Annotated in this window: 15 protein-coding genes and 2 tRNA genes; 16 read left to right on the top strand and 1 reads right to left on the bottom strand. The window is 61.7% G+C overall.

Annotation, left to right across the window (positions count from 1 at the left end; genetic code table 11):
* Positions 1 to 6: 6 nt before the first annotated feature.
* The 3 genes from pgsA to ACMV8A_RS08525 all read left to right on the top strand — a co-directional run bounded on the left by pgsA (position 7) and on the right by ACMV8A_RS08525 (position 871).
* Positions 7 to 594, top strand: coding sequence for a CDP-diacylglycerol--glycerol-3-phosphate 3-phosphatidyltransferase (pgsA, locus tag ACMV8A_RS08535; protein WP_495325348.1), 588 nt, complete (start codon positions 7 to 9; stop codon positions 592 to 594).
* Between the two features lie 55 nt (positions 595 to 649).
* Positions 650 to 725, top strand: a tRNA-Gly gene (locus ACMV8A_RS08530).
* 72 nt (positions 726 to 797) lie between these two features.
* Positions 798 to 871: transfer RNA gene (locus ACMV8A_RS08525), tRNA-Cys, on the top strand.
* 73 nt (positions 872 to 944) lie between these two features.
* On the opposite strand, the gene ACMV8A_RS08520 is transcribed toward ACMV8A_RS08525, so the two are convergent.
* Entirely contained in the window at positions 945 to 1,604 is a 660-nt protein-coding gene (locus tag ACMV8A_RS08520; protein WP_495325347.1) for a nucleotide-binding protein, read from the bottom strand.
* 76 nt (positions 1,605 to 1,680) lie between these two features.
* On the opposite strand from ACMV8A_RS08520, the gene ACMV8A_RS08515 reads away from it, so the two are divergent.
* The 13 genes from ACMV8A_RS08515 to ACMV8A_RS08455 all read left to right on the top strand — a co-directional run bounded on the left by ACMV8A_RS08515 (position 1,681) and on the right by ACMV8A_RS08455 (position 16,324).
* Complete coding sequence (locus ACMV8A_RS08515; RefSeq protein ID WP_495325346.1) at positions 1,681 to 4,872, top strand: PAS domain S-box protein; 3,192 nt, start codon at positions 1,681 to 1,683, stop codon at positions 4,870 to 4,872.
* Positions 4,869 to 5,498, top strand: coding sequence for a response regulator (locus ACMV8A_RS08510; RefSeq protein ID WP_495325345.1), 630 nt, complete (start codon positions 4,869 to 4,871; stop codon positions 5,496 to 5,498). The genes ACMV8A_RS08515 and ACMV8A_RS08510 overlap by 4 nt, the downstream gene beginning before the upstream one ends.
* A 183-nt stretch (positions 5,499 to 5,681) precedes the next feature.
* Complete coding sequence (locus tag ACMV8A_RS08505; RefSeq protein WP_495325344.1) at positions 5,682 to 6,224, top strand: chemotaxis protein CheW; 543 nt, start codon at positions 5,682 to 5,684, stop codon at positions 6,222 to 6,224.
* 14 nt (positions 6,225 to 6,238) lie between these two features.
* Positions 6,239 to 6,661 carry a hypothetical protein gene (locus ACMV8A_RS08500; protein WP_495325343.1) on the top strand — a complete coding sequence of 141 codons (423 nt, stop codon included), beginning with the start codon at positions 6,239 to 6,241 and terminating at the stop codon, positions 6,659 to 6,661.
* Between the two features lie 10 nt (positions 6,662 to 6,671).
* Positions 6,672 to 7,859, top strand: coding sequence for a methyl-accepting chemotaxis protein (locus tag ACMV8A_RS08495; protein WP_495325342.1), 1,188 nt, complete (start codon positions 6,672 to 6,674; stop codon positions 7,857 to 7,859).
* Between the two features lie 11 nt (positions 7,860 to 7,870).
* Positions 7,871 to 8,239 carry a response regulator gene (locus tag ACMV8A_RS08490; RefSeq protein ID WP_495325341.1) on the top strand — a complete coding sequence of 123 codons (369 nt, stop codon included), beginning with the start codon at positions 7,871 to 7,873 and terminating at the stop codon, positions 8,237 to 8,239.
* A 14-nt stretch (positions 8,240 to 8,253) separates the two neighbouring features.
* Positions 8,254 to 8,538, top strand: a complete 285-nt coding sequence (locus ACMV8A_RS08485) for an STAS domain-containing protein (protein WP_495325340.1) — start codon at positions 8,254 to 8,256, stop codon at positions 8,536 to 8,538.
* 25 nt (positions 8,539 to 8,563) lie between these two features.
* Positions 8,564 to 10,744 (top strand): chemotaxis protein CheA, encoded by a 2,181-nt coding sequence (locus ACMV8A_RS08480; RefSeq protein WP_495325339.1) that lies wholly within the window; start codon positions 8,564 to 8,566, stop codon positions 10,742 to 10,744.
* A 55-nt stretch (positions 10,745 to 10,799) separates the two neighbouring features.
* Positions 10,800 to 12,437, top strand: a complete 1,638-nt coding sequence (locus ACMV8A_RS08475) for a methyl-accepting chemotaxis protein (protein WP_495325338.1) — start codon at positions 10,800 to 10,802, stop codon at positions 12,435 to 12,437.
* Between the two features lie 2 nt (positions 12,438 to 12,439).
* Entirely contained in the window at positions 12,440 to 12,967 is a 528-nt protein-coding gene (locus ACMV8A_RS08470; protein ID WP_495325337.1) for a chemotaxis protein CheW, read from the top strand.
* A 31-nt stretch (positions 12,968 to 12,998) separates the two neighbouring features.
* Positions 12,999 to 14,948, top strand: coding sequence for a methyl-accepting chemotaxis protein (locus ACMV8A_RS08465; RefSeq protein ID WP_495325336.1), 1,950 nt, complete (start codon positions 12,999 to 13,001; stop codon positions 14,946 to 14,948).
* A gap of 9 nt (positions 14,949 to 14,957) precedes the next feature.
* Positions 14,958 to 15,593: a hypothetical protein gene (locus tag ACMV8A_RS08460; protein WP_495325335.1), complete on the top strand. Its 636-nt coding sequence runs from the start codon at positions 14,958 to 14,960 to the stop codon at positions 15,591 to 15,593.
* Positions 15,590 to 16,324 (top strand): oxygen-binding di-iron domain-containing protein, encoded by a 735-nt coding sequence (locus ACMV8A_RS08455; RefSeq protein ID WP_495325334.1) that lies wholly within the window; start codon positions 15,590 to 15,592, stop codon positions 16,322 to 16,324. The genes ACMV8A_RS08460 and ACMV8A_RS08455 overlap by 4 nt, the downstream gene beginning before the upstream one ends.

Here is a 16,324-nt window from a genome sequence, read left to right as displayed (position 1 = left end):
GGTTCGATGCTCAACATCCCCAACAGCCTGACCCTGCTGCGCATCGGCCTGATCCCGATCTTCGTGCTGTTCTTCTATCTGCCGGTGGGCTGGTCACACCTGATCACCACGGCCATCTTCGGCCTGGCGGCGGTCACCGACTGGCTGGACGGCTATCTGGCGCGGCGCCTGGGGGCGACCTCGGCCTTTGGCGCCTTTCTCGACCCGGTGGCGGACAAGCTGATGGTGGCCACAGCGCTGGTGCTGCTGGTGGATCGCAACCCCACGGAGTACCACGGCATACTCATGGCTCTGCCGGCCGCCATCATCGTCGGCCGCGAGATCACCATTTCCGCCCTGCGCGAGTGGATGGCGGAGGTGGGGGCGACGCGCAAGGTGGCGGTCAATTACATCGGCAAGGTGAAGACCACGGCGCAGATGCTGGCCTTGCTGCTGTTGCTGTATCGCGAGCCGCTGTTCGGCATCGATATGGCGGAGGCCGGGTTTTATCTGCTGTATGTGGCGGCCCTGTTGACACTGTGGTCCATGACGGTTTACCTCATGGCGGCCTGGCCCGTGCTGAATGGCGATAAAAAAACAGGCACTAACGGCTGAAATGGCGCTTGACAGAATCCACGCTGTCACTAAAATAGGCGGCTCATTTGGCAGCGCGGGAATAGCTCAGTTGGTAGAGCACAACCTTGCCAAGGTTGGGGTCGCGAGTTCGAGTCTCGTTTCCCGCTCCAATTCCGAAACCCCGGACAAGTAGCTGCCCGGGGTTTTTCATTTAGGCGCTGGCAGCGCCTGACAGCAGTTTCGGCTGGATGGCAGAGTGGTTATGCAGCGGCCTGCAAAGCCGTGTACCTCGGTTCGATTCCGGGTCCAGCCTCCACTTAACTCTTCTCCGCATAGGCGTATCTGTGCGCCGGCTTGTCCGCTAGGCGCATGCGTCGCGCGCGGCCCTTCTATTGTTCTTTTTCTGCAATAGGTGGCACCAGCGTCAGACGCGGATCGCCACATACCCAGGCAATCAACGGTTGCCATTGGGTCAAATCAACAATCACCTCACGCCGCGGCAATTCGAAGATGCCGAGCCCGCGTTCGGTGGCGCGCAGATAACTCTGGGTGTCACGCAGGCGTGCAATGAAGGGGATACCGAGGCGTGCCAGAAACCGCTCCAGGGCACGGTAACTCTGAGTCGCTGTACGCACCCGGTTGGCCACGACACAGACACGTAACTCCGGCGTGTAACCCTCGCTCTGCAACAGCTCGGCAATGAAGCGCCCGGCGGCACGGATGTCCATGGGCGAAGGCAACACCGGGATGATCACCGTATCGGATAAGCGCAGCAAATGTGCCAGTGCCGGGCCGTGAATGCCGGCCGGCACATCCAGGATGCGGTAGTCGCTGTCTGCCGGAATGGGCTGGCCGCTATCGGCGCGTATGGCGCGAATGGTGGGGCAGGTTGCCGGTCGTGCTGCCAGCCAATCCAGGGCGGAACCCTGGCGGTCGAAATCCACCAGGGTGACGCGGATCCCCCAGCAGGCAAGAAAACTGGCCAGATTACAAGCCAGGGTGCTTTTGCCGCTGCCGCCCTTGGCGTTTATCAGGGTTATGGAACGCACACGAGCCTCCATAGCAAGGAACGTAAGACATTTTGGTATATTGCCTGCAAATCAGTGAAAGGGCACGACTCCAGGCATGGCCACATTCAGGGAACAGGAGGCGAGGAATAGTGAGCAGAGCAGCCGACAGCGGCTGATTACGCTTACTGCGTTGCTCACCCTGACAGCCATGGCGACCGGGGCGGTGGGTATATTCTTTATGTACCACCTAGTATTGCAGCAGGCCCGCCACAGTCTGGCCGCCCTGGCCGACGGCGAGGCGCGGGTCATCATGGCGATCGCCGAACAGGTACATGCAACCCGGTCGGTGCCGTTGGATGCGGGCGAGTTGTTGCAGCAGACCCTGGCTAGGGTCGCTGCCATGCCCAAGGGGTATGGTCTGGTGGAGAATCAGACCGACATACAGGTTGTACAGGAAAAGGATGCACGGCTGTATCGTGTCCTGACGCGCAGCCATGGAGGAACGACACTGCATGATGCGCCCGGGTTGGCGCTCGGTCCTGAGGAGCAGCGAGCCATCGCAGAAGTCAGCCGGGGGGATGCCATTGCCGTACGGCTGGCCGATGGCCCCCGGATGATGATGGCCTATGAACCCTTGCCATTGCTGGAGGCGGGCGTAGTCGCCCGAGTTCCGTGGCGTAACATCATGCAGCCGCTGTTTGCCGCGACTGCCGGTAGTTTGGGTGTGGCCTTGCTGCTGATCCTGTTTGGTGCCGCCTTGTTTACCCGCAGACTGAATCCAGTGCTCATGCGCATCGAGCGCAATGAGGCGCGCCTGCGCAGCGTGCTGGGCACGGCCGCAGAGGGCATCATTACCATCGATGAAACTGGCACCATCGTCGAGTTCAATCGGGCGGCCGAGGAAATATTTGGCTATAGCACGCAAGAGGCCATCGGCCAGCCCTTGGCCCTGATCATCCCACCCCACTACCGCAACAAACATCAGGGGTTCGTCGCGCACTATCTTGCCGGCGGCGAGGCCAAGCGTTTGCGCCAACGCACGGAATTTCTTGGTGTGCGCCGCGATGGCAGCCAGTTCACCATGGAACTGGCCGTCAGTGAGGCCTGGGTCGGCAAGCAACGCCTGTTCACCGGCATAGTCAGCGACATCACCGCGCGGCGCGAGGCAGAGGATGCCCTGTATCAGGCCAAGGCCGAGCTGGAGCGACGCGTGACCGAACGTACGGCAGAGCTGCTGCGCAGTAACCGGTTGTTGCAGGCGACACATGAAACCCAGAATGCCTACTTCACCGACGGCTCGCCTCATGCCGTCTTTGACTATGCGCTACACAAATTATGCGCCCTTACCGATAGTACGTATGGATTCTTGGCCGAGCTGATGCCGCCGTCGCAAGATAGATGGTGTTACCTGGCAGTGATGGAGGATGCCAAAGTAGCAAGCGTACCGGCCAGCGACCAGTTGGCCACACACTGGCCCACTGTCGTTGCACAGGGGATGCCGCATGTGGTTGCGGACGCATCCTCTCTGTTGTTGCTGCCCCTCAACTACGCCGGTCAACGGAATGGCGTTGCCGTACTGGGGGGCAGTGCCGCACCCTACGCCCTGAGCCAGGCCGCCTGGCTTGAGCCTTATCTGAATGTCTGCGGCACGCTGATCCATCAGGCGCAATTGCGCCACCAGGCCGAGCAGGCGCGTAACCGGCTGGTGGCTGCCGAGCGCCAGCTGGATGGCATCGTGCGCAATGTGCAGGATGTGATCTTCCAGACCGACATGAATGGCACGCTGCGCTGGGTGTCGCCTTCGATAGTCGATTTGTCCGGGCGCACGCCGGCGCAGGTGCTCGGCTGGAATGCGGCGCGCCATATGGTGGAGCACGGTGTCATGGAACGCCTGCACGAGGCTCTGCGGCAAGGCGATGGCAAGGCGAGCAATTTCGAGGCGCGCCTGCGTCATGTGGATGGCAGCGTGCACTGGATATCGGCCAATTGCCATTACATGTTGGATGCGGACGGTGTGGCGGTAGGTATCGAGGGCATCATGCGTGATGTGACCGCCTACAAGGAGGCGCTGCAACGCATCGGCGAACTCAATCGCCTGTATGGGGTTTTGCGTGAAACCAATCGGGCGGTGCTCGATAGTGCGGAGCGGGATCCGTTGTATCATGCCATCTGTCGCAGTCTCACCAGCACCGGCGGTTTTCTGATGGCTTGGATCGGTGAGCTGGATGCGGAGCAACAACGGGTGCTGCCCGTCAGTTATGATGGCTTTGAGCATGGCTATCTGCACGCCTTGCGTGCCATTGCCATCGCCGATCCGGCGCAGGGGCGGGGACCTACAGCGCAGGCGATCCTCAACGATCAAACCATGGTGGTAAACGATATCGCCACGGATCCGCGCATGGAACCCTGGCGCGACGCGGCCCTGTCCCGGGGTTACCGTTCGTCGGTGGCATTGCCATTTCGTGTCGCAGGACGACCAGCTGGCGCTATGATGGTCTATGCCGAGGTGCCCGGTTACTTTACCCGCGACGTGCTTGGCTTGCTGACAATTCTGGCCGACGACATCTCGCATGCCCTGGATGTGCAGGGCAAGGAGCGGGAGCGGCAGGAGGCAACCGGACGTCTGCGCGATCTTGCCACTCATCTGGATACGGTGCGTGAAGACGAGCGAGCGCATCTGGCGCGGGAGATTCACGATGACCTCGGCGGTTTGCTCACCGCTATCAAGATGGACCTGGCCTGGCTAAAGCGGCGCTGCCCCCCGGCGGATGAGCGCGTGAGTGAGAAGATGGGTGACATGACCCGCCTGGCCGATACGGCCATTCAGTCGATGCGGCGCATCATTACCGAGTTGCGCCCCGCCATTCTAGATGACCTGGGGCTAATTCCGGCTGTGGAGTGGCAGTTGCATGAGTTTGGCAAGCGGAGCGGCATCAAGACCGAACTGCGGCTGGGTATGACTCCTGACGTTAGCCACATGACGCTCTCTCCAACGTTGGCAGTAGCTGCCTTCCGTACCCTGCAAGAGGCGCTGACCAATGCCCTGAAACATGCCCATGCGCGGCGCGTGACTGTCGAGGCATTGGTGGAGGATGAGGTTTTCGTATTGAAAGTTGCCGATGATGGTCAGGGAGTTGAGCCTGAACAGTTGCGCAAACCGGGCTCCTACGGTGTGCTCGGCATGCGTGAGCGCGCCCACTCCCTGCACGGGACGCTTGATATCCAGTCCATCCGCCACCAGGGGCTGACGGTGACATTGCGCCTGCCACTGAAGGAACTGCAGGCGCCAGAAGAGGTGATGCCATGAAGGTGTTAATCGTCGATGATCACGCCATCGTGCGTGCCGGCATGAAGCAGATCCTGGCTGAACATCCCGAGCCCATCGAGGTACTGGAGGCCGGTGATGGTAACGAGGCATTGCGGCTGCTGCGCGCGCACGATTGTGACGTGCTGCTGCTGGATATCGCCCTGCCCGGCAAGAACGGCATTGAGTTGTTGGGCCTGATCAAGGCTGAATGGAAGAAACTGCCGGTATTGATCTTGAGCATGTATCCCGAAGACCAGTATGCGGTGCGCGCCCTGCGTGCCGGTGCCTCCGGTTATATGACCAAGGAGAGCGCGCCGGATGAGTTGTTGCAGGCCATACACAAGGTCTCCGCCGGTGGACGCTATATCAGCCCGAAAGTGGCCGAGGTGCTGGCCTATGAGCTGGACAGCCTGGGCGAGAAGCCGCCACACACGCAGCTATCCAATCGCGAATATGATGTCATGTGCCGCATCGCCTCGGGCAAGACGGTGTCGGAGATCGCGGAGGAGATGGCGCTGAGCGTCAAGACGGTGAGCACCTACCGTACCCGCATCCTGGAAAAGATGAAAATGAAGCACAACGCCGAACTTACCCACTACGCAGTCAAGCATGGCCTGACCGGATAACCTTCCGGCTAATATGCTGCACCGTCTCCCGGGTCTACCACTGAGGTGATAACTGCTGTAGGACAGACACGGACACCCCCTAAGACAGACCCCCGCACAAAATAGCGGCTTCGTCCGCTACTTACGTCCTTTCCCTTCCAGCACTATGGCGTCCACTCGAAGAGGACGCACAAGGTGCTGAACATGCAAGCAACACAACAGTTGATGGTCCCCGGCAATCTGCCGGCTGCCGTTGGTGCGCAGGAGGCCGTACAGAAAGTGCTGTCTTTCAGCGCGGCCGGTGAAACCTATGCCGTGCCCATCGATGTGGTCAAGGAAATCCTCGAATTTGGCAGTGTGACCCGCATCCCGATGACGCCGCCCCATGTGCGCGGCGTATTGAATCTGCGTGGCAGCGTGGTCCCCGTCATTGACCTTGCCGTAAGGCTGGGGCGTCGGCGTAGCGTGCTGGGCAAGCGTACCTGCATCGTGGTGCTGGGAGTGCAGGCCGAGGATGAATCCATGAATGTCGGCGTGGTGGTGGATGCCGTGAATGAGGTACTGGACGTGGCTGCCGACGATTTGGAACCGGCCCCCAGCTTTGGCCTCAGCGTGCGCCCGGACTTCATCGCTGCGATGGCCAAGGTGCGCGGCAAGTTCGTGACCATTCTGGCGCCGGCCAATACCTTTTCCATCGAAGAACTGGCAGAGCTGATCGGCGGTGGAGCCGTCGCTCATGCGGTATGAGTGGGACATGGCCCATGTCGATTTCTGCCGTAGCCCCGATGCGGGTCTTCATCGCAGAGGCGGTGGACCAGGTACGCAATCGTTTGCTGGAACTGGTACGGGAACAATCCGGTTTGGAACTGGTGGCGCAGGAGCAGTCCATTGCGCGCTTTGCCGCCCGCGTTCATACCACCCGGCCGCACCTGCTGTTGCTGGGAACGCGTCTGTCCGATGCCAGCAGCTTCGAGGCGCTCGAGCAGTTGGGGGCGCGCCCGCACGGCCTGGCCGTGGTTCTGCTGTGCGATCGGCTCGACGGGCAATACCTGTTTCACGCCAACTCGCTGGGTGTGGATTACGCCCTGGAGCTGAACCGTGATTTCGAATACCTGCCGATATTGCTGCGGCAGCTGGTGCGCAGTCATGAACGGGCGCAAACCGCGCGCCACCACGTTGTGTGAGGTGTAATGCATGGAAACGGAAATCAACAAACGTGACGGTATGCTGTCGCTGGCCCTGCCGCTCAGTGTCGGACTAGTAGGGGCGGGCGGTGCCATGCTGCCCGGCTGGCCCATGGCCATGCTGGCCATCGCGGCGGGCGGTATGGCGGCTTGGGTGCTGACGGCAACCAGCCGCGCCCAGGTGGCGCGTCTGCACGGGCAGTTGCGTGCGGCGCGGACCGAGATCGGCATCTTGCACAATCAGCGTCAGGTCGCCGGTGTGCAGCAGGCATGTGAGAGCGCACTGCCGTTGTGGGCGAACCATGTGGAATCGGCCCGAGGCCAGACCGAGGCAGCAATTACCGCACTGGCCGGCCGCTTCTCGGCCCTGGTGCAGAGATTGGAGAACGCGGTCAACGCGTCCCAGTCGGCTGGTGGCCATATGGGCAACGAAGGGGCGCTCAACGCCCTGTTCGCCGACAGCCGCCGCGAACTCATGGCGGTGGTGCAGGCCTTGCGCCAGGTGTTATCCGCCAAGGATGTGATGTTCCGCCAGATCGCCGAAATGGGTGACTTTGTCGACGAACTGCAGAAGATGGCCGAGGCGGTGGCGATGATCGCCTCACAAACGAACCTGCTGGCGCTGAATGCCGCCATCGAGGCGGCGCGTGCCGGCGAGGCCGGGCGCGGCTTTGCCGTGGTGGCCGACGAGGTGCGCAAGCTGTCGACCCTGTCAGGCGAAACTGGGCAGAACATCGGCATCAAGGTGCAGAACATCGGTGTCGCCATCACCGCCACCCTGGCGGCGGCAAAGAGTGCCGAGCAGCAAGACGCGCGCGTGGTCGATGATGCCGATGGTGCCATTCAGCGTGTACTGGCCCGCCTGGAGGAGGCCGCCGGTGGCCTGGGACAGTCGGCGGAAATCCTGCAACAGGAAAGCGCCGGTATTCGCGACGAGATCGCCGACATCCTGGTGTCACTGCAATTCCAGGACCGCGTCAGCCAGATCCTGGCGGCCATCACCGGCACCATGAACCACTTCCAGCAGGATTTGGGACAGCAGCGTGAGCGGTTGGCCGAGGGCGATGCTACGGCGCATCTGGACCTGGAGCGGTTCATGGCCGTGATGCACAGCAGCTACACCACCAGCGAACAGCGGGCAATTCACGCGGGCAGGCATGTGGCCCAGACCGCCGATGACGATATTACGTTCTTCTAAGGAGACAAAACATGGCAAAGAAAATACTGGTCGTCGATGACTCCGCCTCTCTGCGTCAGGTAGTAGCCATCGCCCTGCGTGGCGCGGGTTATGACGTGACCGAGGCAGCGGACGGACGCGACGCGCTGGGAAAACTGAATGGCGACAAGATTCATCTGGTCATCAGCGACGTGAACATGCCGAACATGGATGGCCTCACCTTCGTCGAGGAGATGAAGAAGAACGCGGCCTACAAATTCACGCCGGTGATCATGCTCACCACCGAGGCCGGTGATGACATGAAGGAGCGCGGCAAGGCCGCCGGCGCCAAGGCCTGGGTGGTGAAGCCGTTCAAGCCGGATCAGATGCTGACTGCCGTTTCCAAGCTGATATTGCCCTGAGGCGGAGAGATTACATGAACAAGGTTGAGCCAGTGCAGACGGTGGAACTGGTCGGTGAGTTGACCATTTTTCGCAGCATGGAGCTGAAGGAGCTGCTGCTGCCCGTGGCTGAATGCGGCGGCTGTGTGGCGCTGAATCTCGGTGCGGTGTCCGAGGTCGATACCGCCGGCATACAGCTGCTGCTGTCCCTCAAGCATTCGATCGAGGCCGGCGGTGGTGTGGTGCAGATTGCCAGTGCCAGCCCGGCCATCCATGAGGCATTGCATCTGCTGGGCATGAGCCAGGCCTTTGCCGCCTGATCCCGACCGCAAGGAGGAGGGGAATATGAGTTTCGAGGAAGCGCAAAATACGTTTCTGCTGGAGAGCCGGGAGCTGCTGGAGGATATGGAGGCGGCCCTGCTGAGGATTGAAAACCAGCCCGATGATAAAGATCTTATAAACGCCATCTTCCGCGCCGCCCATACCATCAAGGGGTCGAGCGGGGTATTTGGCTTCGACGCGGTCGAGGCCTTTACCCACGTCGTGGAGAATGTGCTGGACCGTGCCCGCAACGGCAAACTGATCATCAATGGTGAGCTGGTGGCCCTGCTGCTGCTGTGCCGCGACCACATGGCGGAGCTGGTAGAGCGCGCCGTTTCCAATAGCGGAAGCGATGCAGCACTGGAGGCGACGGATAGCAACTTGCGCGCCGGGCTGGAGCGCTTTCTCGAAGCTGGTGTGTCGGCGGTTCCGGCGCCTGTGGCGCCGGGACGTGTGCGCGGCACCGCGGCCCGGCCGGTGCAGACCGATACCTGGCATATCTCGCTGCGTTTCTCCGCCGACGTCCTGCGCAACGGACTCGATCCGCTGGGGTTGCTGCGCTATCTGGCGCGACTGGGCGATCTGGTCTGCGTCACTGCCATGACCGACCGTGTTCCGCCGCTTCCTGCCATCGACCCCGAGGCCTGCTATATGGGACTGGAGATCGACCTGCGCAGCGGTGAGCACCGTCAGGCCATCGAAGAGGCATTCGACTTCTTTCGCGACGATGCGGAGATCCGCATCATCGAGCCGCGTGCCGATGTGGGCGAATACATCCGCCTGATCAACGAACTGCCTGAGGAAGACCTGCGCCTGGGAGAAATCCTGGTGCGCGGAGGTGCCCTTACGGCGGAAGAACTGGAGGCGGCATTGCGCTTCCAGCGTGCCGAAGATGCGGCACATATTCCCCACGAGCGCATCGGTGAGCTGCTGGTGGAGAGTGGTTTGGTCGAACCCCAGGTGGTGGAGGCTGCCGCGGCCAAGCAGCAGCAGAGCCGGCAGACGCAGGAGCGCGGTCGCAACAGCATACGCGTCGATGCCGACAAGCTGGATCACCTGATCAACCTGGTGGGGGAACTGGTCATCGCCGGTGCTACCACCACCTTGCTGGCCCACCGCCGCGGTGACGAGGAACTGCTGGAATCCAATTCTGCCATGGGGCGCCTGGTGGAAGAGATCCGTGACAGTGCCTTGCGCCTGCGCATGGTGCAGATCGCCGATACCTTCAACCGTTTCCAGCGCGTGGTGCGTGATGTCAGCCAGGAGATCGGCAAGGACATCAGGCTGGAGATCAGCGGTGGCGAGACCGAGCTGGACAAGACGGTGGTGGAGAAGATCGGCGACCCGCTGATGCATCTGGTGCGCAATGCCATGGATCACGGCATCGAGGCGGCGGAGCAACGCCTGGCACGCGGCAAGCCCGCCCACGGCACGGTACGTCTCAATGCTTATCATGACTCCGGCAGTATCGTCATCGAGGTGTCCGATGACGGCAAGGGCCTGGACAGCGAGCGCATTCTAGCCAAGGCACGGGAAAAGGGTCTGGTGCCGGCCAACCAGCAGCTGACGGCGCAGGAAATCGTGCGCCTGATCTTCGAGCCGGGTTTCTCCACCGCGGACAAGGTGACCAACCTGTCCGGACGCGGGGTCGGCATGGATGTGGTCAAGCGCAACATCGAGGCCTTGCGCGGCACGGTGGACGTGGATACCACGCCGGGTGTCGGCACTGTCTTCAGTATCCGCCTGCCACTGACCCTGGCCATCATCGATGGATTCCTGGTGCGCGTCGGCGAGTCATCCTGCGTCATCCCCCTCGATATGGTGCTGGAGTGTATCGAGGTCAGTGACAGGGATAAGCAAGACAACCCCGATGCCCGCTATATCAATCTGCGCGGAGAAATCCTGCCCTTCCTCAAGTTGCATGAAGTATTCGATGAACAGACCGGAGGTAGCGGCAGGGAGAATATCGTGGTGGTGCAGTACGCCGGCACCAAGGCCGGGCTGGTGGTCGACGAGCTGCTGGGCGAGTTCCAGACCGTCATCAAGCCGCTGGGCAAGCTATTCCGTTCCCTGCGTGGTGTCAGCGGCGCCACGATCCTTGGGAGTGGCGATGTGGCCATCATTCTTGATATCCCCCAACTGGTACAGGCGGCCGCGTCCGGTTCTGGTATGACGGCGCGAAACAGCCAGCTGGCTGCCGCATGAATTGTTGTTATCCAAATAACGCAAATACGCGCCACGGCGCATGAGGAGACAGAGCATGTTCAAGAACATGAAGATTGGCACCCGGCTTGGCCTTGGGTTTGGTCTGGTGATTGTGTTGATGATTGTGGTGGCGCTGGTCGGCATCACGCGGATGGCGCAAATCAACACCAGTACCGACCTGTTGGTGGAGGACCGCTGGCCCAAGGCAGTACGTGCCAACGACATCATCGACAACATCAACACCATCGCCCGCGCCATGCGCAATGTCGGACTGCTGGAATTGACCACGCGCGACAGGGCGCAGATCGATCGTGAGTTGGCCCGTATCGAACAGGCGCGCAAGACCATTGTCGAGCGCATCGAACAGCTTGATCCGACGATTACCTCGGAGGAGGGCCGGGCGATGATGACGGCGGTGAAGACGGCGCGTGCCGCCTATGTTCCTGTTCAGGACACCTATCTGAAGATGATAGCCGATGGCCGTGGCAGGGAGGCGGCGGATTATCTCTTGACTACGGTGCGCCAGGGGCAGGGTACCTATCTGGACGCAGTAAGCGCGTTGATCGATTTCCAGGGCAAAGCGATGGAAGAGACCGGCGCAGAAACCACAGCTATCTATAACGCCGCCCGCAACCTGATGATCGGTTTGGCGGTGCTCGCCACCCTGTTGGGCAGTGCCATCGCCTTCTGGATCATGCGCAGCGTCACCCGTCCGCTGAATGAGGCGGTGAGCGTGGCAAACCGCATGGCCGATGGCGACCTAACCATGGATCTGGTGGTACAGAGCAAGGACGAAACTGGTCAGTTGCTGCAGGCGATGCAGAACATGGTGCAGCGCCTGTCCAAGGTGATCGCCGAGGTGGGCGGTGCCGCCGACTCCCTGTCCTCTGCCTCGGAAGAGGTGAGTGCCACCGCGCAGTCGCTGAGTCAGGGCGCCTCCGAGCAGGCGGCCAGTGTGGAAGAGACCAGCGCGACCCTGGAGCAGTCTGCGGCTTCGGTGCAGCAGAATGCCGAGAACGCCAAGGTGACCGAGGGTATCGCCACCAATGCGGCGCAGCAGGCGACCGAAGGTGGCAAGGCGGTGACCGATACGGTAAAGGCGATGAAGCAGATCGCCGAGAAGATCAGCATCATCGAGGACATCGCCTACAAGACCAATTTGCTGGCCCTCAATGCCGCCATTGAAGCGGCTCGTGCTGGCGAACATGGCAAGGGCTTCGCGGTGGTGGCCGACGAGGTGCGCAAGCTGGCCGAGCGCAGCCAGGTGTCGGCGCAGGAGATCAGTGACCTGGCAGGCAACAGCGTGAGCATTGCCGAGAATGCCGGTCGCCTGCTGGAAGAGCTGGTACCGTCCATCAAGCGTACCGCCGACCTGGTACAGGAGATCACCGCCGCGTCCGAAGAACAGTCCACTGGCATCGTGCAGCTGAATCAGGCCGTGTCCGAGCTGGACAAGGTCGCTCAGCAGAGTGCCTCGTCGTCCGAGGAGTTGGCCTCCACCTCCGAAGAAATGAGCGCCCAGGCACAGCAACTCATCGAAACCATCAGCTTCTTCAAGCTGAAGCAGGGGCAAATCCTGGCAGCGCCCAAGCGCGGCAAGGTGGCGAGCATGAAGCGCACAACAATCACCCGGCCAGCCCAAGGTGAGCACCACGACGATGACTTTGAGCCGTTCGAGCGCGAGGTGGCTTGATCATGAATCTGGCCGGTGCCCACAGCAACAGCTCCCCCCGTGCGGGGGGGGCGGAGTTGAACAAGTATCTGTCGATCTCCCTGGGTGACAACCGCTACGGCATCGAAGTGCTGCGTATCCGCGAAATCATCGAGTACGCCGCCATCACACCGGTGCCGATGATGCCACCGTTCGTGCGCGGTTCCATCAATTTGCGTGGACGCGGCGTGCCGGTCATCGATATGGCGCTCCGCTTTGGTCGCGGTGAAACGACAGTGATCCGCCGTACCTGTATCGTCATCGTGGAAGCCGATGTTATTGGCCTTTCCGGCGACATGGTTGGCCTGTTGGTGGATGCGGTCAATGAAGTTGTGGACCTGGATGTGAGCGAAATCGAACCGCCGCCAAACTTCGGCGGCAAGCTGCGCACGGAGTTCATGCGTGGCATGGCCAAGGTCAAGGGCGAGTTCGTGATCTTGCTGGACGTGGAGCGCATCCTGGCCGTGGATGAGTTGACCCAGACGAATTATGCCCAGGCGCAAGGCCAATAGCCGCAAAGGACTAGGGCAGGAGGGAGGGGGTATGGGTTGGTTCTATAATATGCGCATTGCGCACAAGCTTCTGGTGCTGACGGCAGTTATGCTAGTGCCGGTCATCTATTTTTCCTTCGACGCCACCGCACGTCGTATGCAGGCGGCGGTAGAAATGGAACAGCTGCATGCCATGGCCGAACTGTCCACGGCAGTGGGCGACCTGGTGCATGAACTGCAGAAGGAGCGCGGCATGACCGCCGGCTACCTGGGCAGCAAGGGGGGGCGCTTCGGCAACGAGCTGACCGAGCAGCGCCGCATCACTGACGGGCGTTACACCGCCATGCAGCGGGTAGTGAGTGGTACCTATGCTCAGGTGGAGATAGTCGCCCTGCGCACGGCCGTCGAGACCGCCGCGGCACAGTTGAATCGGCTGGCCACGGTGCGTGGTGAAGTGAGCCAGCAGACCATCGCCGGTCCGCAGGCCATCGGCTACTACTCGCAGACCATCGGTTCACTGCTGACGGTCCCCTCCCTGATCGCCTCGCTCAGCTCCAATGCCGAAGTGGCCCGGCTGGCCTCCGCCTACGCCAACTTCCTCGAGGCCAAGGAGCGTGCCGGTATCGAGCGCGCCATTCTGGCCAATGTGTTCGCCGCCGACCGTCTCACTCCAGAGATGCAGCGACGCTATTACCTCAATCGCTCCGCCTTTGAAACCTACCTGGACGTGTTCAACCGCTTTGCCAGCATCGGGCAGCTGGCCCTCTTCGAGCAGACCGTGCGCGGGTCGGCGGTGGATACGGTGGCCGCGCTCAAGGCGCGGGTGGAGGCGGAGGGCGCGCTGAGCTTCGGTGTGGATCCGACCCACTGGTTCGATGCCGCCACCGCGCGCATCGACCGTCTGCGCGAGGTGGAGGAGCGGCTGTCCAAAGACATTGATCACGCCGTGATGAATCGCCTGGATGTGGCCCTTGCTGCGCGTAACCTGTCCATCGGCATCACCTTGGTCGCGGTGCTGTTTGCCCTCGGCACCACCTGGTTCATTACCCGGGTCATCAGCCGCGCGGTGCAACAGGCGGTGGAGGTGGCGAAGCGCCTGGCGGACGGCGATCTGACCGTGCAGGTGCAGGCGAATTCCACGGATGAAACCGGCCAGATGTTGGCGGCCTTGAAATACATGGTGCAGCGCCTGGCGCGCGTCATCGGCGAGGTGGGCGGCGCCGCGGATGCGTTGTCGTCGGCCTCGGAGGAGGTCAGTGCCACGGCACAATCCCTCAGTCAGGGCGCCAGCGAACAGGCGGCATCGGTGGAAAATACCAGTGCCGTGCTGCACCAGACCGCCGGTGCCGTACAGCACAATGCCGCCGAGGCGCGCACCACCGCCGCCAGCGCAACTGCAGCGGCGCGCCAGGCCGAAGAGGGTGGCAAGGCGGTAGCCGAGACGGTGCTGGCGATGCAGAAGATTGCCGAGAAGATCGGCATCATCGAGGATATTGCCTACAAAACCAACCTGCTGGCCCTAAACGCCGCCATCGAGGCAGCCCGCGCCGGCGAACAGGGTAAGGGCTTTGCCGTGGTGGCCGAGGAGGTGCGCAAGCTGGCCGAGCGCAGCGAGGGGTCGGCGAAGGAGATCGGTGAGTTGGCGGCCAACAGCGTGAGTGTGGCCGAAAATGCCGGCCAATTGTTGCAGAGCCTGGTGCCGGCGATTACCGGGACGGCAGATCTGGTGCAGCAGATCGCCCAGGCCGCCGAAGGTCAGACCGGAGCGATCGGCCAGCTCAATCAGTCGATGTCCGAACTGGATCGCATGGCGCAGCAGAATGCCTCCTCGTCGGAAGAGTTGGCATCCACCGCCGAAGAGATGAGCGCCCAGGCCCAGCAGCTGATCGAAGCAGTGGCCTTCTTCCGCTTGGCACAGACCACGGTTGCCGCAGCCCCGCACCCGGCCATGCAGGGCGTCATGGCCATGGGCGATGGCGACTATTGCCCGCAGCCGGCCTAGGAGACAGTCATGCAAATCTTGAATTTCGGGATGGTGCGGCAAGGCAATGTAATTCATGACAGTGCCGAGTTGAATGAGGCCATCAAGCAGGTGGTGCGCCTATCGCGCCAGGTTTATCTCGGTTCACTCAATGCCATGTTCACCGCGCGTACCGCCGGGGGATCCGCACAGGGTTTCGTCCGCGTGACCGCCCAGCTGCGCAGCTTCAGCAGTCAATTGGGGCAGGTGATGGCACAGCTGCAACAGGAGGTGGAACGCCTGGTGGAATATGCCGTGGAGTACCAGCGTGACATGCACTACGGCGAGCTGGCGGCAGACGCCTTGCAGCAGTGCAGCGATGGTCTGGAACAGCTGGCCATGGCCGGTTTCCGCCGTCGCGTACTGGCCAAGCGCGAACATCGGATGAAACGTTTGGCGGAGGCACGTAGCCAGGTGGGCAATGCGGTGAAGCGGGCACTGCGCCTGTGCCAGATCGGCGCCAGCCTGGCGGTGCTCGGCAAGATCGAGGCGGGCAGTGCCGGCGCCACCGCCGAAGCGCGCTTGCGCAGTGTGGCGGATGAAACCGGCCTTACGGTAGAGGCCATCGAATCACTCTTACTTGAGGCGCTGCACCATCTGGGTGGGCGCAGGGAGCTGGCAGCATGAAAAAACTGGAAACCATTTACGCCGATGGCGATCACCGTTGGGCGGTGGTGGCGCGCGACCCGGCACGCCCTGATTACATCATCGACACCAACGAATATCTGATCGCCAAGGGCGAGCAGTCCCTGCTGACCGATCCGGGTGGTATGGAGATATTTCCAGCGGTGTTCTCCGCCATCAGCCGCGAGTATGACCCGACGCGCATCGCCGCGATCTTTGCCTCGCATCAGGACCCGGACATCATTTCGTCGTTGGGCCTGTGGCTGGACTTCAAGCCGGAGCTGAAATGCTACCTCAGTCGCCTGTGGACTGGATTCATCCCCCACTTCGGCGGTACTGATGAAACATTCATCGCCTTGCCCGATGAGGGGATGACCATGGATTTCAATGGTCTCAAGCTGGAGTTCATTCCGGCGCACTACCTGCATTCTTCCGGCAATTTTCACCTGTATGACCCCAAGGCGCGCATCCTCTTCTCCGGCGATGTCGGAGCCGGCCTGCTGCCGGACCATGACGCCGGTCTGTTCGTGGACGATTTCGCCAGCCACATCCGCCATGCGGAAGGCTTTCATCGCCGCTGGATGGGGTCCAATTATCACAAGGATCAGTGGTGTGAACGTGTCTCCAGCATGGAGATCGACATGCTATGCCCGCAGCACGGCGCCATCTACCGCGGTGACGATGTCAAACGCTTCATCGATTGGTTCCATCGCCTTGATGTGGGGTTGAAATGA

It is taken from the genome of Sulfurivermis sp., assembly GCF_059410345.1.
Note: the sequence above shows the minus strand (reverse complement) of the source record. Positions and strands in the feature narration are given on the sequence as shown.